Source organism: Novosphingobium umbonatum (assembly GCF_004005905.1).
Classification (GTDB): Bacteria; Pseudomonadota; Alphaproteobacteria; order Sphingomonadales; family Sphingomonadaceae; genus Novosphingobium; species Novosphingobium umbonatum.
Genome location: NZ_SACO01000012.1, coordinates 1 through 25,400, shown reverse-complemented (window position 1 = coordinate 25,400; position 25,400 = coordinate 1). Strand labels below are relative to the sequence as shown.

General features: G+C 62.5%; 21 protein-coding genes. 14 read left to right on the top strand and 7 right to left on the bottom strand.

Annotated elements, in window-relative coordinates; translation table 11 throughout:
* Positions 1–3 precede the first annotated feature (3 nt).
* Both EOE18_RS14165 and EOE18_RS14160 read left to right on the top strand, forming a co-directional pair.
* Positions 4–504 (top strand): GNAT family N-acetyltransferase, encoded by a 501-nt coding sequence (locus EOE18_RS14165; RefSeq protein ID WP_127710669.1) that lies wholly within the window; start codon positions 4–6, stop codon positions 502–504.
* Positions 501–1,151: a phosphoribosylanthranilate isomerase gene (locus tag EOE18_RS14160; RefSeq protein WP_127710667.1), complete on the top strand. Its 651-nt coding sequence runs from the start codon at positions 501–503 to the stop codon at positions 1,149–1,151. The genes EOE18_RS14165 and EOE18_RS14160 overlap by 4 nt, the downstream gene beginning before the upstream one ends.
* Positions 1,152–1,560: 409 nt before the next feature.
* Here EOE18_RS14160 and EOE18_RS14155 read toward each other — a convergent pair whose 3' ends face one another.
* Both EOE18_RS14155 and EOE18_RS14150 read right to left on the bottom strand, forming a co-directional pair.
* Positions 1,561–2,028, bottom strand: coding sequence for a hypothetical protein (locus tag EOE18_RS14155; protein ID WP_127710665.1), 468 nt, complete (start codon positions 2,026–2,028; stop codon positions 1,561–1,563).
* Positions 2,029–2,340: 312 nt separating this feature from the next.
* Positions 2,341–2,820, bottom strand: a complete 480-nt coding sequence (locus EOE18_RS14150; RefSeq protein WP_127710663.1) for an outer membrane protein — start codon at positions 2,818–2,820, stop codon at positions 2,341–2,343.
* A gap of 327 nt (positions 2,821–3,147) precedes the next feature.
* On the opposite strand from EOE18_RS14150, the gene trpB reads away from it, so the two are divergent.
* From trpB to EOE18_RS14125, 5 genes are all read left to right on the top strand, one after another.
* Entirely contained in the window at positions 3,148–4,362 is a 1,215-nt protein-coding gene (trpB, locus tag EOE18_RS14145) for a tryptophan synthase subunit beta (RefSeq protein ID WP_127710661.1), read from the top strand.
* The gene (trpA, locus tag EOE18_RS14140; RefSeq protein WP_127710659.1) at positions 4,359–5,156 is read left to right on the top strand and encodes a tryptophan synthase subunit alpha; all 798 of its coding nucleotides are present in this window, start codon (positions 4,359–4,361) and stop codon (positions 5,154–5,156) included. Before trpB ends, trpA begins: the two co-directional genes overlap by 4 nt.
* Positions 5,153–6,007: an acetyl-CoA carboxylase, carboxyltransferase subunit beta gene (gene accD / locus EOE18_RS14135; protein WP_127710657.1), complete on the top strand. Its 855-nt coding sequence runs from the start codon at positions 5,153–5,155 to the stop codon at positions 6,005–6,007. Before trpA ends, accD begins: the two co-directional genes overlap by 4 nt.
* Before the next feature lie 19 nt (positions 6,008–6,026).
* Positions 6,027–7,343, top strand: a complete 1,317-nt coding sequence (locus EOE18_RS14130) for a bifunctional folylpolyglutamate synthase/dihydrofolate synthase (RefSeq protein WP_127710655.1) — start codon at positions 6,027–6,029, stop codon at positions 7,341–7,343.
* Between the two features lie 61 nt (positions 7,344–7,404).
* Positions 7,405–7,770: a VanZ family protein gene (locus EOE18_RS14125; RefSeq protein ID WP_127710653.1), complete on the top strand. Its 366-nt coding sequence runs from the start codon at positions 7,405–7,407 to the stop codon at positions 7,768–7,770.
* Here EOE18_RS14125 and EOE18_RS14120 read toward each other — a convergent pair.
* A complete protein-coding gene (locus tag EOE18_RS14120; RefSeq protein ID WP_246027460.1) occupies positions 7,767–9,476 on the bottom strand; it encodes an AmpG family muropeptide MFS transporter in 1,710 nt (569 codons plus the stop codon). The two genes, EOE18_RS14125 and EOE18_RS14120, sit on opposite strands and share 4 nt — an antisense overlap.
* Positions 9,477–9,645: 169 nt before the next feature.
* Here EOE18_RS14120 and EOE18_RS18485 point away from each other — a divergent pair, with 169 nt between their 5' ends.
* Together EOE18_RS18485 and rsmD are read left to right on the top strand one after the other, a co-directional pair.
* The gene (locus tag EOE18_RS18485) at positions 9,646–11,217 is read left to right on the top strand and encodes a pseudouridine synthase (RefSeq protein ID WP_164852768.1); all 1,572 of its coding nucleotides are present in this window, start codon (positions 9,646–9,648) and stop codon (positions 11,215–11,217) included.
* A complete protein-coding gene (gene rsmD / locus EOE18_RS14110) occupies positions 11,214–11,774 on the top strand; it encodes a 16S rRNA (guanine(966)-N(2))-methyltransferase RsmD (protein ID WP_127710651.1) in 561 nt (186 codons plus the stop codon). Before EOE18_RS18485 ends, rsmD begins: the two co-directional genes overlap by 4 nt.
* A gap of 35 nt (positions 11,775–11,809) precedes the next feature.
* On the opposite strand, the gene EOE18_RS14105 is transcribed toward rsmD, so the two are convergent.
* Positions 11,810–13,099, bottom strand: coding sequence for an MFS transporter (locus EOE18_RS14105; RefSeq protein ID WP_127710649.1), 1,290 nt, complete (start codon positions 13,097–13,099; stop codon positions 11,810–11,812).
* A gap of 115 nt (positions 13,100–13,214) precedes the next feature.
* On the opposite strand from EOE18_RS14105, the gene EOE18_RS14100 reads away from it, so the two are divergent.
* The 4 genes from EOE18_RS14100 to EOE18_RS14085 all read left to right on the top strand — a co-directional run bounded on the left by EOE18_RS14100 (position 13,215) and on the right by EOE18_RS14085 (position 17,764).
* Positions 13,215–15,542, top strand: coding sequence for an ATP-dependent helicase (locus EOE18_RS14100; RefSeq protein ID WP_127710647.1), 2,328 nt, complete (start codon positions 13,215–13,217; stop codon positions 15,540–15,542).
* Positions 15,543–15,640: 98 nt separating this feature from the next.
* Complete coding sequence (locus EOE18_RS14095) at positions 15,641–16,135, top strand: flavin reductase family protein (protein ID WP_127710645.1); 495 nt, start codon at positions 15,641–15,643, stop codon at positions 16,133–16,135.
* Positions 16,136–16,237: 102 nt separating this feature from the next.
* Complete coding sequence (locus EOE18_RS14090; protein WP_127710643.1) at positions 16,238–16,675, top strand: chemotaxis protein CheW; 438 nt, start codon at positions 16,238–16,240, stop codon at positions 16,673–16,675.
* A gap of 177 nt (positions 16,676–16,852) precedes the next feature.
* Entirely contained in the window at positions 16,853–17,764 is a 912-nt protein-coding gene (locus EOE18_RS14085; RefSeq protein WP_127710641.1) for an HpcH/HpaI aldolase/citrate lyase family protein, read from the top strand.
* Between the two features lie 5 nt (positions 17,765–17,769).
* On the opposite strand, the gene EOE18_RS14080 is transcribed toward EOE18_RS14085, so the two are convergent.
* From EOE18_RS14080 to cysD, 3 genes are read right to left on the bottom strand one after another with little or no spacing between them, the layout of a single operon-like run.
* Positions 17,770–18,507, bottom strand: a complete 738-nt coding sequence (locus EOE18_RS14080) for a 3'(2'),5'-bisphosphate nucleotidase CysQ (RefSeq protein ID WP_425464299.1) — start codon at positions 18,505–18,507, stop codon at positions 17,770–17,772.
* A gap of 5 nt (positions 18,508–18,512) precedes the next feature.
* Positions 18,513–20,453 (bottom strand): sulfate adenylyltransferase subunit CysN, encoded by a 1,941-nt coding sequence (cysN, locus tag EOE18_RS14075; RefSeq protein WP_164852767.1) that lies wholly within the window; start codon positions 20,451–20,453, stop codon positions 18,513–18,515.
* A 1-nt stretch (position 20,454) separates the two neighbouring features.
* Positions 20,455–21,390: a sulfate adenylyltransferase subunit CysD gene (cysD, locus tag EOE18_RS14070; RefSeq protein ID WP_127710635.1), complete on the bottom strand. Its 936-nt coding sequence runs from the start codon at positions 21,388–21,390 to the stop codon at positions 20,455–20,457.
* Positions 21,391–21,694: 304 nt separating this feature from the next.
* Here cysD and EOE18_RS14065 point away from each other — a divergent pair, with 304 nt between their 5' ends.
* Positions 21,695–25,069, top strand: coding sequence for a trifunctional glycoside hydrolase family 18/polysaccharide deacetylase/glycosyltransferase family 2 protein (locus tag EOE18_RS14065; protein ID WP_127710633.1), 3,375 nt, complete (start codon positions 21,695–21,697; stop codon positions 25,067–25,069).
* Positions 25,070–25,400 lie beyond the last annotated feature (331 nt).

Sequence of the window (25,400 nt, the reverse complement as noted above, 5' to 3'; positions counted from 1 at the left end):
CCCATGCTGACTTTCCGACTGGCCGAGGCGGGCGATCTGCCCGCGCTGAAGCAACTTGTCGAAAGCGCCTATCGCGGAGACGCTGCCCGCGCAGGTTGGACCAATGAGGCCGACCTGCTGGAAGGCGAGCGGATCAGCATGGAAGAACTGGCCGACAGCCTTGCCTCCCCCGCCAACCGCATCTGGTTGGCCGAACGCGATGGCGCGCTGATCGGCACGGTGACGGTAACGGCAAAGGACGCCGAACTGGCCTATCTGGGCATGCTTTGCGTCGATCCCTTGCAACAGGGTGGCGGATTGGGGCGGCAATTGCTGGCGCAGGCCGAAAGCAGCGCGGCAGAGCAAGGCGCCAAGGCGCTGGAGATGACGGTCATCTCCGCCCGCCCCGAATTGATCGCCTATTATGAACGGCGCGGCTATGCCCGCACTGGAGAAATCCGCCCCTTCCCCCTGCCCGATATTGACCATCTGGAGATGGTGGTCCTTGCCAAGGCTCTATCATGACCATTGGGATCAAGATCTGCGGCATTTCCACGGCGCCATCGCTGGAGGCCTGCATCAAGGCGCAGGCCAGCCATGTCGGCTTTGTATTCTTTCCCAAAAGCCCGCGCCATGTAACGCTGCAACAAGCAGCCGTGCTGGGCGCGGTGGCCGCTGGACGCATCCAGCGGGTTGGCCTGTTTGTCGATGCCGATGATTCGACCATTGCCGAGGCGGTGGCGGCGGCCAAGTTAGACGTGCTGCAATTGCATGGCAGCGAAACGCCCGAACGCGTGGCGCAGCTCTCCGCCCGCCATGGCCTTCCCGCATGGAAAGCGCTGAGCGTGGCCAGCGCAGAGGATGTAGCGCGGGCCGATGCCTATCGCGGCGCGGCCTCCATGGTGCTGTTTGACGCCAAAACGCCCAAGGGCACTCTGCCCGGCGGCATGGGTCTGGCTTTCGACTGGAAATTGGTGGCGGGCTATCGCGCGGGCGGATTTGCCCAAGGGTGGGGTCTGGCCGGTGGTCTGGGGCCCAACAATGTGGCCGAAGCAATCACGCGCACCGGTGCGCCCTTGGTCGATTGTTCATCAGGGGTGGAAAGCTCGGCAGGCGTGAAGGACGAGACCTTGATCGCGGCTTTCTGCAAGGCAGCGCGGAGCCCCGCTTAAAGAACAAAGCGACGAAACGAGCCGAAGATGCGCCGAAATGGCACAAGACTTCGCACGCAGTCGATTGTTTTATCTTGTTAATAACCAAATCCTGCCTAAGCTGTCACCAGAAAGGCGATACCCGCATTCATCGCCTCTCCTGTGTTTTCTTGGCATGACTCCATGCTTAGGCCACAGGCTCCATACAGGGCGCTCGGTCAGGGCTCTTATCCAGAGCAAGCGGGACAGGAAGAGGGCAGGTTCAGCCAAGCGCATGAACCTGCCCTCTTTTTTGCAGCCAACCGTAGCACATACATGGCGGGGGCTGAAAGGAACGGCCCCCGCCACGCCCTCGGTCAGGGCTCGTGGGATCGGCGGCAAATGCCCGCACGATCCGATCTCGACGGCCTGCGCCATCGCAGGCAAAACTTCAAAACGTCACACCAAAACCCAACAGCAGCCGGTCGCCATTCGACCTTACGCCCTGGTTCAACATGCGGCGATATTCCACCCGCGCGAACACCGGACCCAAGGACTTAGCATAACCCACGCCCGCCGAGGTGCTCTCATAGGCGCCGCCATAGTGATAGCCCACAACCCCATAAAGGCTGCCCAAAGCCAGCACTTTTACCCCAAGCCGCGCCGACGTGCCCCAGCGGGCATCGCCATCCTTGGCCTGTTTGTCGATCGACTGTTCCACACCGGCAAATACGCCCGTGCCCAAAGCCGTTACCGACATGTCATAACCCACAGCAGCGCCCATCGTAGCCTTGGTCCCGCCGCCATTGGCCCAGCCCAGACCAGCGCGACCTTCAACCCGCAACTGACCTGCCGTTGCCGGAGTGGCCGCTACCAGAGCAGCAAGAGCCAAAGCCCCGCCCACCATGCGCTTCAACATAAGAGCTCCTTGAAAATCAGAAACAAGGGTCCTTTGGGCCATCGCGTCCGATTTCCAAAGCGGTTTCTACACCGGTTTCGCGCAACTAGCAGCCAGAAATTTCATCTGTTTTTCAAATTTATAGAGCCATTATGCCGTAAATAATGCCTCAATCGCGCCCCTTGGAATATTGCCGCGAATCACCAAATGGCAAAAAGCCTCCCCCGCAAAATACGAGGGAGGCTTTCCGGATCAACAATGCCCTGCGATAGGCTGCCCTGCGAAGGCGGATCGGAGTGATGGGCAGGGCTGTCTCATGGCTTTAGCCCGAGATCAGAAGCGCAGACCCACACCGACCAGCGCGGCATTGCTGTCCTTGGCGGCATCTTCGTTGAAGGTGTGGCGATATTCCACCTTGGTGAAATAGGGGCCAAAGGCATGTTCCACGCCGCCGCCAATATGGGTGCCATTGGGGCCAACGCCATAGCTGTAACCGGCCAGACCATAGAGCTTGTTGGCCGGGGTCACCTGCAAACCGGCACGGGCGGTGGTGCTCCAACGGGCCTTGTCGCTGCTGGTCAGCACCTTGTCGACCGACTGTTCGATACCGACAAAGGTCTTGCCGCCGGTGGCGATGTCATAACCCAGCGTGGCGCCAAGCGTGCCCTGTGCGGTTTGCCCATCGGCCCAGCCAAGTCCACCATGGACGTCAAAGCGGGCGCCGGTGGTCTTGCTGCTGTCCGGGGTGCTTTCGGCCATGGCGGGCGCAGCAACGGCCAGCGAGGCGAGGAGCGGGATGAGAACCAGACGCATAAAATTCCTCCTAAGTCTTTTTAGAGACGCCATGCGCTTCGTGAGAGGTGAAGCGCCGCTGCGTCTGATCCCTGTCTGCGCCCCTCGCCCTGACGCTTAGGTGAACTGGCCGGTCAGCCAATTGTCAGAAATCGTTCAGAAATCAGAAAGGCATCCGACAAAACCCCGATGTTTCGGGCATTGTGGCGCGGTTCGGCCGCAATTGTCGCCAATGGTAACAACGCGGGCCTTCCTGCCGCGCAACCCCATGGCTCGACGGGCAATTTGCCCCTATCCCCATGCGCAGGCTGGACAGGGCGGCGCGCCCATGGCAGGCGTTTGCGCGCTATGAACCAGACCATGCCCAACTCCTTTCGCCATTTCCCCGATGATCGCGGCCATTTCGGCCAGTTTGGCGGGCGCTATGTCGCCGAAACGCTGATGCCGCTGATCCTGGACCTTGAACGCGAATATAAGGCGGCCAAGGCGGACCCCGCTTTCCACGCCGAATTCGACGATCTGCTGGAGCATTATGTCGGGCGCCCCAGCCCGCTCTATTTTGCGCCCCGCCTGACCGAGGAACTGGGCGGCGCGCAAGTCTGGTTCAAGCGTGACGAGTTGAACCACACCGGCGCGCATAAGATCAACAATTGCATCGGCCAGATCCTGCTGGCGATCCGCATGGGCAAAAAGCGCATTATCGCCGAAACCGGCGCGGGTCAGCATGGCGTGGCCACCGCCACGGTTTGCGCCCGCTTTGGCCTGCCCTGCACCATCTTCATGGGCGCGACCGACGTGGCGCGTCAGGCACCCAATGTGTTCCGTATGAAGCTGCTGGGCGCGACCGTTGTGCCGGTGACCGCTGGCGCTGGCACGTTGAAGGATGCGATGAACGAGGCCCTGCGCGATTGGGTGGCCAATGTGCATGACACATTCTACATCATCGGCACCGCCGCCGGCCCGCACCCCTATCCCGAACTGGTGCGCGATTTCCAAAGCGTGATCGGCCGCGAAGCGCGCGAGCAGATCCAAAAGCGCACGGGCCGCCTGCCCGACCTGCTGGTGGCCGCCATCGGCGGTGGTTCCAACGCGATCGGCCTGTTCCACCCCTTCCTTGACGACACCAGCGTGAAGATGCTGGGCGTGGAAGCGGCAGGCTATGGTCTGGACAAGGAACATGCCGCCAGTCTGGCTGGTGGCCGCCCCGGCATCCTGCATGGCAACAAGACCTATCTGTTGCAGGACGAGGATGGCCAGATCACGGAAGGCCACTCGATCAGCGCCGGTCTGGATTACCCCGGCATCGGCCCCGAACACGCCTTCCTGCGCGACATTGGCCGCGTGGATTACACCTCGGTCACCGACGAGGAAGCGATGGACGGCTTCCAGTTGCTCTGCCGCACCGAGGGGATCATCCCCGCGCTGGAGCCTGCCCACGCCATTGCAGCCGTGAAAAAGGTTGCCCCTACCATGGGCAAGGACCAGATCATCGTCGCCAACCTGTGTGGTCGTGGCGACAAGGATATCTTCACGGTTGCAGACCGTCTGGGAGTAGAACTGTGACCCGCCTCGCTTCCGCCTTCTCTAAAGGCCGCCCCGCTCTCGTCACCTTCATCACCGGTGGCGATCCCACGCCCGATGCAACGCCTGCGATTCTGGATGCGCTGGTGGCTGGCGGCGCCGATGTGATCGAGCTGGGCCTGCCCTTTACCGATCCGATGGCCGATGGCCCCGCCATTCAGGCCGCGAACATCCGCGCGCTGGAAGCCGGCACCAAGACCGCCGACATCTTCCGCATCGCGGCCGAGTTCCGCGCCCGCCATCCTGAAACCCCGCTGGTGCTGATGGGCTATGCCAATCCGATGATCACGCGCGGGGCGGAATGGTTCGCCGGTGAATGCGTCAAGGCAGGCGTGGATGGCATCATCTGCGTGGACATTCCCAATGAGGAAGACGCCGAGATCGGCCCCGCCTTGCGCGAGGCTGGCATTGCCTTCATCCGTCTGGCCACGCCCACGACTGACAAGGCACGCCTGCCCGCCGTTTTGGAAAACTCCAGCGGATTTCTCTATTACGTTTCGGTGGCGGGCATCACCGGCAAGCAGCAGGCCGCTGTGGACACGATTGCCCAGGCGGTCGCCCATCTGAAGGCTGGCACCGACCTGCCCATCGCCGTCGGCTTTGGCGTGCGCACGCCTGAACAAGCCGCCGCCTTTGCCGCCCATGCCGATGGCGTGGTGGTGGGCAGCGCGCTGGTCGATCTGGTGGCGCAGCATGGCGCCAACGCGGCCGAACCGGTGCGTGCCCTGACGCAGGCCTTGGCAGAGGCGGTGCATAAAGCTAGGGAGCCCGCATGAGCTGGCTTAACAAAGTACGCAACTCGCTTTCCTCGCTGTCTGCGGCGAAAGACGACACGCCCGACAATCTGTGGATCAAGTGCAAGAACTGCAACGAGATGCTGTTCGCCAAGGAATATGAGGCGAACCTGTCCGTATGCCCGCGCTGTGACCATCATGGCCGAATCGGCACCGATGCGCGTTTCGCGCAATTGCTGGACGCCGGTTTCAAGGTGCTGCCCTCGCCCAAGGTGAAGGACGACCCTTTGCGTTTCCGCGATACGAAGAAGTATCCCGACCGCATGAAGGCCGCCCGCGCCGCCAATCCGCACCCTGATGCGCTGACCAATGCCTTGGGCACGGTGGACGGCAACAAGGCTGTGCTGGGCGTGCAGGATTTCGGCTTCATGGGCGGTTCCATGGGCATGGCGGTGGGCGCGGCCTTTGTGGCCGGTGCCGAACGCGCGCTGAAGGAAAAATGCGCCTATGTGATCGTGACCGCCGCTGGCGGTGCGCGCATGCAGGAAGGCATCCTGTCCCTGATGCAAATGCCCAAGTCCACGGTGGCGGTGCGCCGCCTGAACGCGGCGGGCCTGCCCTATATCGTCATCCTCACCGACCCGACCACCGGCGGCGTGACAGCTTCCTATGCGATGCTGGGCGATGTGCAAATTGCCGAGCCGGGCTGCCTGATCGGCTTTGCCGGACAGCGCGTTATTCAGGACACGATCCGCGAAAAGCTGCCCGAAGGCTTCCAGCGTGCCGAATATCTCTATGACCATGGCATGGTGGACATGGTGGTGCATCGCCGCGATCTGAAGGAACGTCTGGCGCAAGTGCTGTCCTATCTGGGCGCGGCACGGGCGGCGTGATTCAAGCAGGGGTGGACAGGTGAAGGATTTTGCCATCTCCGACCACCCCGGCGTGGCCGCGCAACTGGCGCGACTGGGCCAGCTATCCGTGCCGCAAGGGCGGCTGGGGCTGGAGATTATCGAAGGTCTGCTCGACCGTCTGGGCACCCCCCAGCGCAAGCTGCCGCCGGTGTTCCATGTCGCGGGCACCAATGGCAAGGGCAGCACCTGTACCTATCTGCGCATGATGCTGGAGGCGCAGGGGCTGACGGTCCATAGCGCGACCAAGCCGCATCTGGTGCGTTACAATGAACGGATCAGGCTGGCGGGCAAGCTGATCGAGGATGATCTGCTGGCCTCTTTGCTGGCCGAAGTGCTGGACGCCAACGAGGCGGGCGGCGACCTTGGCCCCAGCTTCTTTGAAGTGACCACCGCCGCTATCTTCCTTGCTTTCAGCCGCATTCCGGCCGATGCTTGCGTGATCGAGGTCGGGCTTGGCGGAAGGCTGGACGCCACCAATGTGATCCCCACCCCTGTCGCCACCGGCATTGCCACGCTGGGCATTGACCATGAAGGTTTCCTGCTGCGCCCCGAGGAAGGCGCGCCGCAAGTGCCCTTGGCGCGGATCGCATGGGAAAAGGCAGGCATCACCCGCCCCAGCGCGCCTTTGGTGACGCAGAGCTACCCTGCGGAGGCCGAGGAACAGATTGCGGCGCTGGCCGAGGGTGTCGGCACATCATGGCTGAAACGCGGACGCGACTGGTTTGCCGAAATTGGCGATGTCATCCATTACCGCGATGCCAAGGGCGAACTGACCTTGCCCCTGCCCCGCCTTGCCGGTGTGCATCAGGCGGAAAATGCGGCGCTGGCTGTGGCGCTGATCCGCCATCAATCGGAGGTAGAAGTTACCCCCGAAGCCATGGCGCAGGGCATCCTTGCTGCACGCTGGCCCGCCCGCCTGCAATTGCTGGGCAATGGTCCGCTGACGGCTCTGGCAGGCAACCGCCAAGTCTGGCTGGACGGTGGCCATAATCCCGATGCGGGGCGTGCCATTGCCCGCCATTTTGCCGATGCGCCCAAGTTCCACCTGATCACCGGCATGTTGGCCAATAAAGACCCCGGCGCAATTATCGCACCTTTGGCCGATCGCCTATTGTCGGTATCGGTCGTGCCCGCCCACGGCCATGACGCGCATCGGCCAGAGGATTTTGCGCCTTTTACCGCGCTGCCGGTACGGTCTTTCGACGATGTGGCACAGGCGTTGGCGGCACTTCCGCCGCAAGGTGATGTGTTGATCGCGGGCTCGCTCTACCTTGCGGGCGATGTTTTGCGCCGGAATGAAGAGTTTCCGGACTAAGGCTGGACATGGCTCTGCTTTCATGCTGCTAAGGTCTGCATCCGGCCATCAGGTGAATGTCATGAAAATTCAAAACCTTGCCCGCCCAATTTTTGCAGGCGCCACCTTGTTTGCGGTCTATATGGCGCTGACGCCTAAGCCGCCCAGCCTGCCGATTGACAAGTTCGGCGACAAATTCGCCCATATGCTGGCCTTTTTCGTGCTGACCATTCTGGCCCGCGCCGCTTTCCCCAAGGCGCGCTGGAGCACAGTGCTGGAACGCCTGTCCTTCCTTGGCGCCTTGATCGAGGTGTTTCAGGCCATCCCCAGCCTGCACCGCGATTGCCAGTGGAATGACTGGCTGGCCGATACGGCGGCCATTTCGGTGGCGCTGGCACTGCTCTGGGCGCTCCAGCGCTTTACCGGCTTCAAACTGGTCGAGGATTAACCTTCGGCCTTTTCCGCCACCTTGTTCCCCACCCGCAGCCATTCCAGCAGCACAAAGCTGACGCTGACCACACCGGCCAGCGCGGTGTAACGGAACACCGGCCCATAGCCATAGGTGTCAAACGCCTCGCCCGCCACGCCGCGTCCCAAAGTGCCGACAAGGAAGGTGAGCGAGGATAGCAGCGCATATTGAATCGCGGTGTAACGCTTGGACACCACGCTGGACACATAGGCGACAAAAGCCGTGCCCGCGATGCCTGTGGCGATGTTTTCATAACAAATGGCCAGCAGCAGCCGCAGCATGCGCAGATCCGCCCCCAACCATGCGCCCAGTTGCTGCAGGCCCACCGCGCCCGAAAATGCATCAATCGCATGGCCGCCATCGGCCAGATCGGCATAGAGCAGATTGCCCAAAGGCGGCAGCAAGGCCCCCAGCAGCACCGTGGGGAAGCGCCCGATGCGCAGGAACAGATAGCCCCCCAGCGAAATGCCGGTCATCGTCATGATGATGCCAAAGATCTTGGAGGCGAAGGCCACCTCGTCCTTGGTGTAATGCAGATGGTCCAGATAGAAGGGGAAGGCAAAGCTAGACCAGATATTATAGCAAAACGCATAGGTGAGGATGAAACCCATCACCACCAGCACCCCGCCTTTGAGCCGCCCCGCCAGTTCGGCCATGGGCGTGACCAGCGCGGCATAAATATGGTTGCCAATCGCGCGCAACGGACCGGCGGCGCTATCCTCTTGCGCCTGCACCGCCACACCGCGCGCCTTGAGCAGATTGGAGATGCTGGCCACGATCAAGGGCACAAACACCGTGGCCACCACGATCCACGGCCCTTGGGCGCGGGTAAATTCGGCCACGCTGGGCGGCTTCGTTCCGGCGGCGGCGGGGGCCAGCATATGGATCATGAAACGGGCAATACACGCCACCGCCCAGCCCCAACTGGCCAGCACCACCATCAGCAAAGCCGCGCGCGTGGCGGCGGTCAACTCGCCCACCTGCGCCAGATCGCTATGCAGACGGGCGGTGATCGTGCGTTCGGTATCGGGCGCGCGTAGGGTGACAAAAGCCATGAGCCCCATCACCACTGTCATCGCCCCGAACACCTGCGGCCAACTGATCCGCGCCGCCAGCATCAAGGCCAGCGCGCCCCCCACAATCGAGGCGGTGCGATAGCCGAACTGGTAAAGCGCGGTCAGCAATTCCACGCTGGTCTGTTCATCGGCATTTTCGATGCGCCATGCGTCCAACGCAATATCCTGAGTCGCGCTGGCAAAGGCGGCGACAAAGGCCAGCACGGCAAAGCTGCCAATCGCGGCCACCGGATCGGTCAGGGACAGGCCCGCCAGCGCCAAGGTCAGCACCGACTGGCACAGCAATATCCAGCTACGGCGGCGGCCCAAAGCCTCCAGCACCGGCAGCTTCACCCGATCCACCACCGGCGCCCACAGGAATTTGAACGAATAGGACAGGCCGATCCATGACAAAACGCCAATCGTCGCCAGTTTAACCCCCACCTCGCCCAGCCACGCGTTCAGCGTGCCGATCAACAGCGCGAAGGGCAGGCCGGAGGAAAAGCCAAAGCCCAGCATACAGGCCGCCTTGCGCGTGGAAAGCGCCACACGCAGCAGCGCCAGCCCCTTGGGACGCGGCTTGGCCTGCGGCTGTTCGACCTGATCGCTGGAATTGGCGCTGCTCGCCATGAACTTAAGCTCCTGTTGCGTATTGCCCCTCAGGCTAGAGCCCCGCGCGGTTAATGGCCAGACCCGAGGCGCACAAATATCCGCCACAGATTTTTGACGCGCCGGAATGGGACTGGCCTTCGCCCCCGCAATTTTTGACGATTCCGGCCAAGCAGCGTATGGGGCGCGCATGGCATTTAACAAACCTCCCCGTTCGCCTTCCGGACCCCGGTCTGGCAAAGGCCGTTTTGGCTCCTCGTCGCGTGGCGATGGCCCCCAAGATAACAACTCCCGCGAGAATGATCGGCGCGCGCCTCGTACCGGCGGCCGTGGCGCCCCGCGTGGCGAGGAAGATCGCTATGGCGATTCGCCGCGCCGTGCTGGCGGCGGTGCAGGCGACCGCTATAATGGCGGTGGACGCTCGCAAGCTGGCCCGCGTTCCGGCGGTGACAAGCCCCGCATGGGCGCCCCGCGTGACGCACAAGGGCGCCGTATCCGCGATGATGGCAAATTGATCGACCGTCCCCGTGGCGCGCCTTCGCATCGCGGAGCGCCTTCTGCACGCGCAGAACGCGGCAGCGACGCTGCACCATGGGCCACTGGCGATCATCGCCCCGCTGGCCGTGACGCCGCTCCGCGCAGCGATCGCAGCGAAGCGCCTCGCGCCGGTTCGGCCCGTTATGGCAGCAAGCGTCGCGAAGAATTTGACAGCGCAGGCCCCCGCCCCGTTCTGACACGCAGCGAACGCCCCGCCGCCGAACCCCGTCGTGGCGAACGCTCCTTCACCGAACGTGCCCATGGCGAGCGCTTCTTTGGCGATTCGGCGCGCGGTGGCGCTTCGCGTGGCCGTTTTGGAGACAAGCGCAATGCCGCACCGGACAGGGTTAGCAAGGACCGTGGAGGTCAAACCAGCCGCCCGCCCAAGCTGGCCATGGCCAAGCGCCGCAATCCCTATGCCAAGCCCGCCGAGCCGCTGCAGCGTCTGGAAGGCGAAGGCGAACGCATTGCCAAGCTGCTGGCCCGCGCCGGTGTCGCCAGCCGCCGCGAAGTGGAGCGCCTGATCGCCGAAGGCCGCGTGAAACAGGGTGATGAAGTGATCACCACCCCCGCCATGCTGCTGACCAGCCTGAACGGCATCACGGTGGATGGCGAGCCGGTGCAAAAGCCGCAAGCGGCCCAGCTTTACGCTTTCCACAAGCCCGAAGGCCTGATCACCGCCGAGCGCGATCCGGCGGGTCGCCCCACCATCTACACCGCCCTGCGCAACGCGCTGCCCGAGGGCACGCCGCGCCTGATGCCGGTGGGCAGGCTCGACCTTGCCACCGAAGGTCTGCTGTTGCTCACCAATGATGGCGAATTGAAGCGCGCGATGGAATTGCCCAGCAGCGGCATCCCCCGCACCTATCGCGCCCGCACCTTTGGCGACATCACGCAGGACCAGCTGGAACAGCTGATGGAAGGCATCGAGGTGGAAGGCGTGTTCTATGGCCGGATCGACGCCAATATGGAGCGCCGCACGGGGCGCAACCAATGGATCGAACTGACGCTGACCGAGGGCAAGAACCGCGAAGTGCGTCGTGTGCTCGAAGCCCTGGGCCTGCAGGTCAGCCGCCTGATGCGCACCAAATATGGTCCGTTCGAACTGCTCGATCTGGCCCGTGGTCAGGCGGTGCAGATCCCGCAGAAGATGGTCGACAATTTCATCAAGACGCTGAAACCCGCCCCCACCCGCGAGGAGCGCCAGAAGGGAGAGGGCGCATGATCCGCATCATCTCTGGCCAATGGCGCGGGCGCAAATTGCAAACGCCCGAGGGTGAGGAAACCACCCGCCCCACTTCGGAACGCACCCGCGAAACGCTGTTTTCCATGCTGGCCAGCCGTCTGGGCAGTTTTGAGGAATTGCGCTTTGCCGATCTGTTCGCCGGATCGGGCGCGCTGGGGCTGGAAGCCTTGAGCCGTGGTGCGGCCCATTGCATCTTTGCCGAACAGGCCCCCCCTGCCCTGCGCGCCATCCGCGCCAATGTCGCCAATTTGAAGGCACAGGCCCAATGCGATGTGCGCGCCACCAGCGTGATGGCGCTGGGCCCCACCAAGCAGGCGCTGGATGTGGTGCTGCTGGACCCGCCCTATGGCACGGGCGCGGGCGAGGTGGCGATCGACAAATTGCGCCGTCTGGGCTGGATCAACGAAGGCACATGGGTCGCGCTGGAAACCGGCGAAAAGGAAGTGCCCCGCGTCAAAGGCTTTGCCATTGATGCAGAGCGTAAGGTCGGCAAGGGCAAGCTGACCCTGATGCGGTTGGAAGCCACCGAAGCCTGAAACAGAAAGGGGAGCCAACCAGCTCCCCTTTTTCTTTACACCACCCGCAGCCGTTTCCGGCGCATCCGCCGCGACCAGCCAATGCCGGCCAGCGTCACTAGCCCCGCCGTAGCGGGCAACAGGCCGATCCAATGGCCATGGCCCTGCTCGATAAAGGACTGGGCCACCACCGGCGTCACCGCGCCGCCGATAATGCCGCCACCGTTAAACGCCATGGAAATGCCCGAATAGCGCACCTCCACCGGAAACAGGCTGGAAAGCCAGCTGGTGAGCGGGCCATAGGCCATGCCCATCACGAAAAGCGCGCTGAACAAAGTGGCGAAGACCAGCAGCAGGCTGCCCGAGGACAGGCCACTCCAGTAAAGCGCGCCCACCACCGCGCCCAGGCCCGCGCCGCTGGCCAGCACCCGCCAAGCGCCGAAACGGTCGGACCAGATGGCGGCATAGATAATGCCCAAAGCCAGCCCGATATTGGCGGCCAATTGGGCCACCATAAAACCCGTGCGCGGGTAATGCAGCAGGCCGGTGCCCTGCGCCAAGGCAAAGGCGGTGCACAGATAGAACAGCGCAAAGCAGGACACCACGCCCGCTGTGCCCGCGATCAAAGCCTGCCAATGCTGGCCCATCAACACACGCAGGGGAACAGCGGGGGCTTTCCCATGCGCCTTGGCCTCGGCAAAAGCGGCGGTTTCGGTGATTTTCAAACGCACCCACAGGCCCACACCCACCAGCACGGTGGAGAGCAGGAAGGGCACGCGCCAGCCCCAAGCCTTGAAGTCGGCCTCACTCATCACCAGCCCCAGAATCAGGAACAGGCCATTAGCCGCCAGAAAGCCCACCGGCGCCCCCAATTGCGGCGCGCTGCCAAAGCGCGATTCCCAGCCCTTGGGCGCATTTTCCACTGCCAGCAAAGCCGCCCCACCCCATTCGCCACCAAGGCCGAAGCCCTGACCAAAGCGGCAAAGGCACAGCAGGATCGGCGCGATAATCCCCGCCTGTGCGTAAGAAGGCAGGAAAGCCACCGCCACCGTCGATCCACCCATCAGCATCAAGGATGCCACCAGCGTAGATTTACGCCCGATCCGGTCACCAAAATGGCCAAAGGCCATAGCGCCAACCGGCCGCGCCACAAAGGCGATGCCAAGGCTCATGAAAGCCAGCAGCAATTGCCGCCCCGGCGCCGCATCGGGGAAAAACATCGGCCCGAACACCAAAGCCGTGGCCGTGGCGAAAATATAGAAATCATAGAACTCGACCGAGGTTCCGACCAAAGCGGCGGTCAGGATACGGGCGTGTTGGCGAACGGGGTGGACAGACTGGCTCATGGCCCGTTGGTTGCTAGGGGATTGCGCCAAGGTCAACCCATAATCGGGCCAAAATCAGGCAGGCCTGCCCGCCCGCCCCCTTGTCAGCCGCGCCCATGTTCCCTAGGCGTTCCACATGACGCAGCTTACGCCCCCCTCCGACTCCGCACCTGACTGGCTCACCCGTCTAAACCCGCCCCAGCGGGAGGCCGTGATGACGCTGGACGGGCCGGTGCTGATGCTGGCAGGGGCAGGCACGGGGAAAACGGCGGCGCTGACGGCGCGTCTGGCCAATATTATCGCGCAAAGGCGGGCTTGGCCCAGCGAGATCCTCTGCGTCACCTTTACCAACAAGGCCGCGCGGGAAATGCGCGAAAGGGTGGGCCATCTGATCGGGCCAGCGGTGGAGGGAATGCCGTGGCTGGGCACGTTCCACGCGATTGCGGCCAAGATGCTGCGCCGCCATGCCGAATTGGCGGGCATGGAAAGCAATTACACGATCATCGACATGGATGACCAGAACCGCCTGCTCAAGCAATTGATTCAGGCCGAAGGGCTGGATGAAAAGCGCTGGCCGCCCAAGCTGTTGGCCTCTTGCATCGACCGCTGGAAAAACCGCGGCATGATGCCCGAGGATGTCGATGCGATGGAAAGCGAGGCCTATGCCAACGGGCGCGGGCAGCAGATGTATCGCCTTTATCAAGACCGGCTGAAGGCGCTCAATGCCTGCGATTTTGGCGACCTCCTGCTGCATATGCTGACCATCTTCCGCCGCCATCGCGACGTGCTGGAGCAATATCAGAGCCGCTTCAAATATATCATGGTGGACGAATATCAGGACACCAATTCGGTCCAGTATCTGTGGCTGCGCCTGCTGGCGCAAAAGACGGGCCAGACGCGCCACAATATCTGTGTCGTTGGTGATGATGACCAGTCGATCTATAGCTGGCGCGGGGCCGAAGTGGCCAATATCCTGCGCTTTGAACAGGATTTTCCGGGCGCCAAGGTGATCAAGCTGGAGCAGAATTACCGCTCCACCCCGCATATTCTGGGCGCGGCATCGGGCCTGATCCGCGAGAATAGCGAGCGTTTGGGCAAAACGCTGTGGACCGAGGCCACCGGTGGCGACAAGGTCAAAGTCACCGGCGTCTGGGATGCGCCGGAGGAAGCGCGCCGTGTGGGCGAGGATATTGAAAGGCTGGAGCGCGAAGGCCTGCCGCTGGACAAGATCGCCATTCTGGTGCGCGCCCAGTTCCAGACTCGCGAGTTTGAAGACCGCTTTATCGCCATCGGCCTTAATTACCGCATCATCGGCGGTTTCCGTTTCTATGAACGCGCCGAAATCCGCGACGCTCTGGCCTATCTCCGCCTGATCGCCCAGCCGAGCGATGATCTGGCCTTTGAACGCATCTATAACACGCCCAAGCGCGGCCTAGGCGACAAGACGCTGGAAAAGCTGCACCGCTTTGCCCGCGCGCAGGCCATGCCCTTGGCGGCGGCTGCTTTGGCCATTGCCGATACCGATGAACTGCCCGCCCGCGCGCGCAACACTTTGCTGGCGCTGATGCGCGATCTGGCGCGTTGGCGCGATGTGGCCAAGGAAAGCTCACCCGCCGATCTGGCGCGGATGGTACTGGATGAATGCGGCTATACCGGCATGCTTCAGGCCGAACGCAGCGCGGAAAGCGCTGGCCGTCTGGAAAACCTCTCGGAACTGGCCCGCGCGATGGAGGATTATGAATCGCTTGGCGATTTCCTTGAACATGTCAGTCTGGTGATGGACAATGAAGCCCGCGACGATGTGGAAAAGGTCACCATCATGACCATCCACGCCGCCAAGGGTCTGGAATTTGATCATGTTTTCCTGCCCGGATGGGAAGAAGGCGTGTTCCCCTCGCAGCGCTCGCTGGATGAAGGCGGGCTGGCCAGTCTGGAGGAGGAGCGCCGCCTCGCCTATGTGGCCATCACCCGCGCGCGCCGCCATTGCACCATCCTGCATGCCGCCAACCGCCGTATTTATGGCCAATGGACCAGCTCGATCCCCAGCCGCTTCATCGCCGAATTGCCCGAGGCCCATGTGGACCAGAGCAGCACGATGAGCGGCGGCGCCTCACTATGGCGCGCGCAATGGAGCGAGCGGGACGATCCCTTTGCCCATGTCGCCACCCGCGTGGACCAGCAGCGCAGCAACGCGGCACGCGGGCCGGGCTGGCAAAGAGCCACCGAGCGAGCGACAGAAAGCTACACACCCACGCCGCGCAATGTGGTTCCCACCCGCCCGTCTACCCGCAGTGCGGCCAGTTTCGCCGCCAAGCCCCGCATGGACATCAAACAAGGCGACCGCGTGTTCCATGACAAGTTCGGCTATGGCCAAGTGGCTGTTCAGGAAGGCAACAAGCTGGAAATCGACTTTGAAAACGGCGACCGCAAGCGGGTGCTGGACAGCTTCGTCCGCCCCGCTTGAGCCTTTCTCATAAACCTTGCGTCCTTTAGCGCACTTGCGGCGCAGGGCCCGCTCTGGCATCGAACGCACACAATATATCGGGGTGAAAAAGCAGATTTATGAGCGAGACCGCCAAAGCGATCGATCCGGCACAATTCCGCCAAGTGCTGGGCCATTATCCCACTGGCGTGGCCGCTATCACCTCGCTTGATGCCAATGGTCAGCCTTTGGTGATGATCGTGGGCACGTTCACCTCGGTCTCGCTCGATCCGCCTTTGGTGGGTTTCCTCCCCACCAAAACCTCGGCCAGCTGGGCCGCGATTGCCGCCACGGGGCGCTTTGCGGTCAATGTGCTGGGCCTGGATCAGGGCGCACTATGCGGGCAATTGGCGGGGCGTGGCGACAAATGGGCTGGCGTGGAATATAGGCTGGGCGAGCGTAATGTGCCGCTGCTGGCGGGGGCGCTGGTCACCATCGAATGCGATATTGCCGGCACCAGCGATGCGGGCGACCATGATTTCGTGCTGGGCGCGGTGCGCAGTCTCGAGGTCGGGCGTGAAGGCGATCCGCTGCTTTATTATCGCGGTTCCTATGGAACCTTTACAAATCGCTAACCATAAATTTTTGTTCCCGCCGAATTGAATGTGATTGTGATTGCCCGCCAGCATCACCCCCGTCACAAGTTCCCCTGAAGAATTTCGGGGGCTTGGTGGGGCATGAAGCGGGAATTGATCACTTTCGAGGTTGGCGGGCAATTGTTCGGGGTGGATATTATCGCCATCCGCGAAATTCGCGCCTGGTCACCGGTTACCCGCGTGCCGGGCGTGCCCTATTATGTGGCGGGCATGGCCAATCTGCGCGGGCAAATCCTGCCGGTGATCGATCTTGCCGCCCGCCTCGGCTGGGAAATGAGTGAGGCGACCGACCGCCACGCGATCATCGTGATTGACATTAACGGCAAATCGACTGGCCTGATCGTGGAATCCGTGTCCGATCTGGTGGCGCTCGAATCGGATGCGCTGCAACAACCGCCCGCTCTGGGCGATGATGGCGTTTCGGCCTTCCTCGACGGTCTGGCACCGGTGGGCGACCGGATGGTTCTGGTGCTCAATCTGGCGCTGGTGGCGGGCAATGACATGAGCCACATGTTCTAAAGCATCACAAGTCGCAGGCTTGACGGGCGCGGCTTCATCAGGGAACATCGCAGGAATGGCATTTGCTTTCCGTCAAGGAAGGCAGGCTTGGCTTGCCTCATGCTGGCGCATAGCGGGCGGGGCATGCCGATTGTTCCCGCCTGTAGCACCCCGATTGTAGCCCTAGGAGACCCGTTCATGCCCGCTCTCTCGCTTGACCGGCCGCGCCGCAGCGCCCTCTACATGCCCGCCTCCAACCCCAAGGCTCTGGCCAAGGCGCGCAGCCTGCCCGCCGATATCATCATCCTCGATCTGGAAGATGCCGTTGCGCCCGACAAGAAGGACGAGGCGCGCGATGCGGCCATGGCGCTGCTTTATTCGGGCGGCTTTGGCGACCGTGAAGTGGCGGTACGCGTCAACGGGCTGGATACGCCTTGGGGCGCGGCCGATCTGGAGGCGGTGGCGCTGTCGGGCGCGGATGCGGTGCTGGTGCCCAAGGTGAACGGGCCGCAGGATGTGCTACGCTATCACGAGGCCCTGTCCCATGCGCCCGGCGATCTGCAACTCTGGGCCATGATCGAAACCTGCGCCAGCGTGCTGCATCTCGATGCCATCGGCGCTTTGTCCAAATCCACCCGCCTCGCGCTCTGGGTGCTGGGGCTGAACGATCTGGCCAAGGAAATGCGGGCCAAGCCCGATGCCAGCCGCAGTATTTTCCACCCCTTCATGGCGATGGCCGTCGCCGCTGCCCGCGCCCATCACATCAGCGTGCTGGACGCCGTCTGCAACGAATTCCGCCATATCGACGCCTTTACCACCGAGGCCATGCAGGGCGCCGCTTTCGGTTTTGACGGCAAGAGCCTGATCCACCCCGACCAGATCGCCCCCTGCAACGCAGCCTTCAGCCCTTCAGCCGAAGAACTGGCGCAGGCGCAGGCGATTATCGAGGCCTTTGCCCTGCCCGAAAATCAGGACAAGGGCGTCATTCAGGTCGGTGGCCAGATGGTCGAATTGCTGCACCAGACGCAGGCACAGGCCTTGCTGAAACGCGCCAAGCGCATGGGCCTGCTCAGCGGCAGCGATGAGCCAAGCCTGATGAGCTTTAGCTAAACGCTTCAAGCGGGCTGATATTCCGCCACCAGAGCCAGAACCTGCGCCGCATGTTCGGGGCGACAGATCAGCAAGTCGGGCAGATAGGTGTCGCGCTGGTTATAGACCAGCGGGGCACCATCGATCCGGCTGGCATGCAGCCCATGGGCCAGAACAACCGCCGCCGGCGCGCAGCTGTCCCATTCGAACTGGCCGCCCGAATGGAGGTAAATATCCGCCTCGCCACGGATCACCGCCATGGCCTTGGCGCCCGCGCTGCCCATTGGCACCAGTTCCGCCCCCAGCCTTTCGGCCACGAACAGAGCCTCTGCCGCAGGGCGGGTACGGCTGACCACCATGCGCAGCTTTTCCGGCGCAGGCGGCACAGCCACCGGCGCATCGCTGCGATAGACCACGCCGGCATCGGGCAAAGCCACCGCGCCCAGCACTGGCGCGCCATCGACCGCCAGCCCGACATGGACGGCCCAATCGGCCCGCGCCTCGCCATATTCGCGTGTTCCATCCACCGGATCGACAATCCACACGCGCCTCTGGTCCAAACGCTCCAGCGTATCCTTGCTCTCTTCCGACAGCAGGCCATCCTCAGGCCGCTGATGCTGCAAGGCATGGACAAGGAACTGGTTAGCGGTCGCATCCCCCGCCTTGCCCAAAGCCTTGCCGCTCACCGCGCCGCTTTGCCGCACGGTGATCAGCAATTGCCCCGCAACCTGTGCAAGATGGGCGGCAAGGTCAGCATCGGTCATGGCCATCAAATCTCCGGCATCCAGTAATCGCCAAGCAGCTTGGCCACGATCAATTCGGCCGCGTCTTCGGGGCTGATGCTGGTCGTGTCAATGCGGATTTCCGGCGCAACCGGCGGCTCGTAAGGGCTGGAAATACCCGTGAAATTGGGGATCTTGCCCTCACGCGCCTTTTTATACAGGCCCTTCACATCGCGGCTTTCGGCCACGGCCAAAGGCGTGTCGACAAACACTTCAAAGAATTCGCCATCGGGGATCAGGCTGCGCGCCAATTCACGCTCGGCGCGGAAGGGGCTGATAAAGGCGGTCAACACGATCAGACCCGCATCGGTCATCAAACGCGCCACCTCGCCCACGCGGCGGATATTCTCGATCCGGTCGGCCTCGTTAAAGCCCAGATCCTTGTTCAGCCCATGGCGCACATTGTCGCCATCCAGCAGGAACGTGTGCTTGCCCAAAGCATGCAGCTTCTTTTCCACCAGATTGGCGATTGTCGATTTGCCCGAACCCGACAGGCCGGTGAACCACAGCACGGCGGGGCGCTGGGTCTTGGCCGAGGCGCGGGCATCACGGGTGATGTCCAGAGCCTGCCAATGCACATTTTCCGCACGGCGCAGCGCCGATTGCAGCATGCCCGCCGCCACGGTGGCATTGGTGATCTTGTCGATCAGGATGAAGCCGCCCAGCGTGCGGTTCTCGCCATAGGGTTCAAAAGTGATGGCGCGGTCGGTCGTCACATGGGCCACGCCAATGGCGTTCAACTCCAACGTGTCGGCGGCGACATGCTCCATCGTATTCACATTGACGGTATATTTGGGCGCCTGCACCGTGGCCGACACCATTTGCGTGCCGCTTTTCAGCCAATAGGCGCGGCCCGGAATCAAGGGCGCATCCGACAGCCACACCACCTGCGCCTCGAACTGGTCGGCCACCTGCGGCGGATTATCGGCCAGAGCCAGCACATCGCCACGCGAACAGTCAATCTCGTCCGCCAAGGTCAGCGTGATCGACTGGCCTGCTACAGCCTCGTCCAGATCGCCGTCAAAGGTGACAATCCGCGCCACGGTGCTGGTCTTGCCGCTGGGCAGCACACGCACCGCATCGCCCGGCTTCACACTGCCGCTGGCCACAAGGCCGGCAAAGCCGCGGAAGTCCAGATTGGGGCGGTTCACCCATTGCACCGGCATACGGAACGGCTGCGCCACTTCGCGCGCCTGCCCCACTTCCACCGTTTCCAGATGGTCCATCAGGCTGCGACCAAAATAGGCAGGCGCCTGATACCACGGCATATTGGGCGAAAGGCTGGTGATATTGTCGCCCATATAGCCGCTGATCGGCAGGGCGGTGAAGCCCTCGATCCCGATGCTGGCGGCAAAGGCGCGGTAATCGGCCACGATCTCGTCAAAACGGCTCTGGCTATAATCGACCAGATCCATCTTGTTGACCGCCAGCACGATGTTACGGATGCCGATCAGATGGGCAAGGAAGGAATGGCGGCGCGTCTGCGTCAGCACGCCCTTGCGCGCGTCGATCAGGATCACGGCCAGATCCGCCGTGGAAGCGCCCGTCACCATATTGCGCGTATATTGTTCGTGACCGGGCGTATCGGCCACGATGAACTTGCGCTTTTCGGTGGTGAAGAAGCGGTAGGCAACGTCAATGGTGATGCCCTGCTCGCGCTCGGCAGCCAGACCATCGACCAACAGGGCAAAGTCGATCCCCTGCCCCTGCGTGCCCTGCTTCTTGCTGTCGGCTTCCAGCGCGGCCAGCTGGTCCTCAAAAATCATCTTCGAATCGTACAGCAGGCGGCCGATCAGCGTGCTCTTACCATCATCCACGCTGCCGCAGGTGATGAAGCGCAGCATGGTCTTGTGCTGATGCGTTTCGAGATAGGCCTCGATATCCTCGGCGATCAGGGCGTCCGTGACGTAAACGGGATCTTGCGTCATCTCAGAAATACCCCTGCTGCTTTTTCACTTCCATGCCGGCCCCGCCCGCATCCTTGTCAATCGCGCGCCCCTGACGCTCGCTGGTGGTGGTCAGCAGCGTTTCCTGAATGACTTCTGGCAAGGTCTTGGCCTTGCTCTCCACCGCGCCGGTCAAGGGGTAACAGCCCAAGGTGCGGAAACGGATCGAGCGCATCACCGGCACTTCGCCCTCGCGCAGCGGGAAGCGGTCATCATCGACCATCAACAGCATGCCGTCACGCTCCACCGTGGGGCGTTCATCGGCGAAATAGAGCGGCACGATGGGGATGTTGTTGACGTGGATATATTGCCAAACATCCAGCTCGGTCCAATTGCTGATCGGGAAGACACGGATCGATTCGCCCTTGTTCTTCCGCGCATTATACAGGTTCCACAATTCGGGCCGCTGGTTCTTGGGGTCCCAGCCATGGGTGCTGGTGCGGAAGGAGAAGATGCGCTCCTTGGCGCGGCTCTTTTCCTCATCGCGCCGCGCGCCGCCAAAGGCCGCGTCGAAACCATATTTGTCCAGCGCCTGCTTCAACCCTTCCGTCTTCCACATATCGGTGTGCAGCGCGCCATGGTCGAACGGATTGATTCCCCGCTCCTGCGCTTCGGGATTGTGATAGACCAGCAATTCCATGCCGGTCATTTCCGCCATCTGGTTGCGCAATTCATACATGGCCTGGAATTTCCAGGTCGTATCCACATGCAACAGCGGGAAAGGCGGCGGCGCGGGGTAAAAGGCCTTGCGCGCCAGATGCAGCATCACCGCGCTATCCTTGCCCACCGAATAGAGCATCACCGGATTTTCCGCCTCGGCCACCACTTCGCGGATGATGTGGATGCTCTCGGCCTCCAGCCGTTCAAGATGGGTCAGCGTCTGGGCAGACAGTTCGGGCGATCTATTGGCGATAGTCATAGTGTGCCCTCCCTGCCCCAGCCTTGCCGCACAGGCAAACAAATGAAACTTGCCGGGGTGATAGGTGGCCCCATGGCAGGGGTTGGCCTTGGGGAAGGTCCGTCCGCTTCCAACCGAAATGGCGCCGTTCAGCGCAGGATAAGCCACAATCGGGCACAGGCCCATTCTTCCCCACAGGCCGATGCGGTGCTAGTGGGCGAAAGAAACGGGCCTTTGTGCGGGCCTGACAGGAATTGCAGCGCGGGACGGGGGCATTATTCCGGCCGCAGGGGACAAGTTATGACGTTTTCGCGGGAAAAGACCCTTGTCTAGGCCGGTATTTTTCGACCCATCGGGCCGCCGTCGCCGCTGGACGCGTCGTTTCGTCTTTCTGGGGCTGATCCTGTTTGTGGCGGTGGCCGTAGGCTTTGCCACCACCGTGGTGCATATTCCGGTGCCAAGCCCGCTGCCCTTGGGGCTGGAACGGCGCACGGCGCTGCCCATGCGGGCGCAGGTGTCGCGCCTGTCCAATTCGATCAAAAACCTGTTTGCCGCCCCGCCCAAGGTCCGCGCCAACAGCAAGGGGCAGACGACCACAGTCGCCTTTTACACCACTTGGTCGGATGTCTCCGCGCCCTCGCTGGTGCGCCATATCAATCAAATCGACTGGGTGGCCCCCACCTCGCTCAATGTCACGCTACAGGGCAAGCTGGAGGTGGGCGATGACCGCGCCATGCGCCGCATCGTGCTCAATGCCTTGCGCCGCCCGTTGATCGTGCCGGTGCTGCAGAATGTCGACGATGACGGCTTCTCGCGCCCCGCCGCCGAGGCTTTGTTCCGCAGCAAGGAGCGCCGCCGCGCGCTGATCACGCAGGTTCTGGCCTATCTGGACAAGACGGGCGATGCGGGCATCATCTTCGACTTTGAAGACCTCTCGCCGCAGGACATGCCCGCCTATCGCGCCATGATTGCCGAAGTGAACGAGGCGCTGGATAAAAAGGGCCGCGTGGTGGCGGTAACGCTGCCGATGGAGGGCGAAGGCTGGTCGCCTAACCAGTTTGCCGCTGTGGCCGATAAAATCATCCTGATGGCCTATGATGAACATTGGGCCAGCGGCGCGCCCGGCCCGATTGCCTCGACCAACTGGTTCGCGGCCAAGGTTGCCAAGGCGATCAAGGGCATGCCCGCCAACAAGGTGATCATCGCGCTGGGCTCCTATGCCTATGACTGGCACCCCAACCCGCAAGGCCAGAATATGGCCGAAAGCATGACGGTGGAAGAAGCGTGGCTGGCCGCGCATGATTCGGCCACCAAGCCGGTCTATGACAAGGTCAGCGGCAATTCGGGCTTTTCCTTCCTTGAAAATGGCCAGCGCCATGACGTGTGGATCATCGACGCCGCCGCCAGCTGGAACCAGATGCGCATCCTGTCGCAATTGGGCGTGGGCAACGTGGCCTTGTGGCGTCTGGGTACGGAAGACCCCGGTTTCTGGCCCGCTTTGGGCAGTTGGCGCGCGGGAAAGGACAGTTGGGGCAAGACGGGCAACACCCCCGCCGCCCCGCTGCCCGATCTGACCAAGATTAAACAGGCCGCCAATGCCGACGTGGAAGGCACCGGCGAAATCCTGCGCATCACTTCCGTGCCCACCGATGGCAAGCGCGCGGTACAGTTTGACACCAAAACCCATCTGGTGACCGATTTCCGCTATGACACGCTGCCAACGCCCTACAAGGTGGAGCGCACCGGCTATGCGCCCAAGAAAGTGGCGCTGACCTTTGACGATGGGCCGGACCCCGACTGGACGCCGCGCATCCTGACCATTCTGGAACAATATAAGGTGCCGGGCACCTTTTTTGTCATCGGCGAAAATGGCGTTTCCAACCGCGAGATCCTGCAAAGGATGATGGCTTCGGGCATGGAAATCGGCAACCATTCCTATACCCACCCCGACATGGCCAACAGTTCGGACACGGCGATCCGGTTGGAAATCAACGCGACCCAGCGCTTGGTGGAGGCCTATACGGGCCGCTCCATGCGCCTGTTCCGCGCGCCCTATTTCGGGGACGCCGAACCGACCACCGCCGACGAATTGGTGCCCGCCGCCATCGCGCAGGAGCGTGGCTATACGGTTGTGGGCCTGCATGTCGATTCGGCGGACTGGAAAGCGCCGGGCGTGCAAAAGATCATCGACAACACCTTGCGCGGCGTTCACCGCAGCAGCCCCGCCTATTCGGGCAATATCGTGCTGTTGCATGATGGCGGCGGCAACCGCGAACAGACCATCGCCGCCCTGCCCGGCATTATCACCGCCCTGCGTCAGGAAGGCTATCAATTCGTTTCGGTGGCCGATCTGGCGGGACTGACCCGCGATCAGGTGATGCCGCCGGTCGAAGGCTATAATCTGTTGGCGGTGCGCGCCGACGTATTCATGTTCACCATGATCGGCGCCAGCATTGTCGGCCTCAACTGGACCTTCTTCTTCGCCATCGCGCTGGGCGTGTTGCGCTCGGTCAGTCTGGTGGCGCTGGCCATGTTGCGGCCCAAGCGCAAGGCGCCGATCCCCGATGGCACGTTCCGCCCCAAGGTGACGGTGATTATCCCCTGCTTCAATGAAGAGAAGGTGATTGCTACCTCGGTGCTGCGCATTCTGGAATCCTCTTATCCCTATCTGGATGTGATCGTCGCCGATGACGGGTCCAAGGATGGCACCAGCGCGGTGGTTCAGGAGAAATTTGGCGACAATCCGCGCGTCAAGCTGATGACCATGACCAATGGTGGCAAGGCCGCCGCGCTCAACCGCGCGCTGGCCGAGGCGACAGGCGAAATCATCGTCGCGCTGGACGCCGATACGCAATTTGAACGCGAAACCATCATGCGCCTCGTACGCTGGTTCATCGATCCCAAGGTGGGCGCGGTGGCGGGCAATGCCAAGGTGGGCAACCGCGTGAACCTTGTCACCCGTTGGCAGGCGGTGGAATATACCACGGCTCAGAATATCGAGCGCCGCGCCCTCACCCGTTTCGACGCGATCATGGTGGTGCCCGGCGCTGTGGGGGCATGGCGGCGCACCGCGCTGGAAAGCGTGGGCGGCTATCCCGAAGACACGCTGGCCGAGGATCAGGATCTGACCATCGCCATCCAGCGCAAGAAATGGAAGATCGCCTATGACGAGGACGCCGTGGCATGGACCGAGGCGCCCGAAAGCTTCAGCGCTCTGGCCAAGCAGCGCTTCCGCTGGTCCTATGGCACGCTGCAATGCCTGTGGAAGCACCGCAAGGTGATGCGGCGCGGCAAGCCCGGCGGTCTGGCCTTCATCGGCATCCCGCAGGCCTGGCTGTTCCAGATCCTCTTCGCCTGCATCTCCCCCGCGATTGACCTTGCGCTGGTGGTCTCGATGCTGGGCACCGCCGTGCGCGTGGCACAGCATGGTTGGGCGCAGACCCAGACCGACGTGTTCCGCATGGGCCTTTATTGGGTCGCCTTCTCCTGCATCGACCTCGTCTGCGGCTGGATCGCCTATCGCCTAGACGTGCGCGATAAAAAGTTCCGCCCCTTCCTCCTGCTCAGCCAGCGTTTCGTCTACCGTCAGGTGATGTATTCGGTCGTGCTGCGCGCCGTGGCTGCCGCCGTGCGTGGTGTAGGCACCGGCTGGGGCAAGCTGGAGCGGACGGGGCGCGTTACGGCGCCGGAGCAGAGGTAGGGGTGAGTTCAGGGGGTGCCTTCTGTTTTTATAAGAAGGTGCCTCCGGCGGGCAAAGGGCGGGGGCCCTCTGCAATCCCGATCATGGGCGAGATTTGATGCGGCGGGTTGTGAATAGGTTTAAGGCCGCTGCGCGGAGGGACTGCTGCCCCAAGTTTCAATGTCGCAATCGGCGAAAAGATGCATGTGATAGACAGACTGGTTTGTCGAAGGGTTTCGGGCGCCGACAGGCGTACGAAAGTCTTACAAGTACGACCCGCGGTGAGGCTCGCCTTGGTCTATGGGTAAAAGGGCTTTGGTGTGGCTTGGTTGGGCTGAAGCAAGCTTGCCGC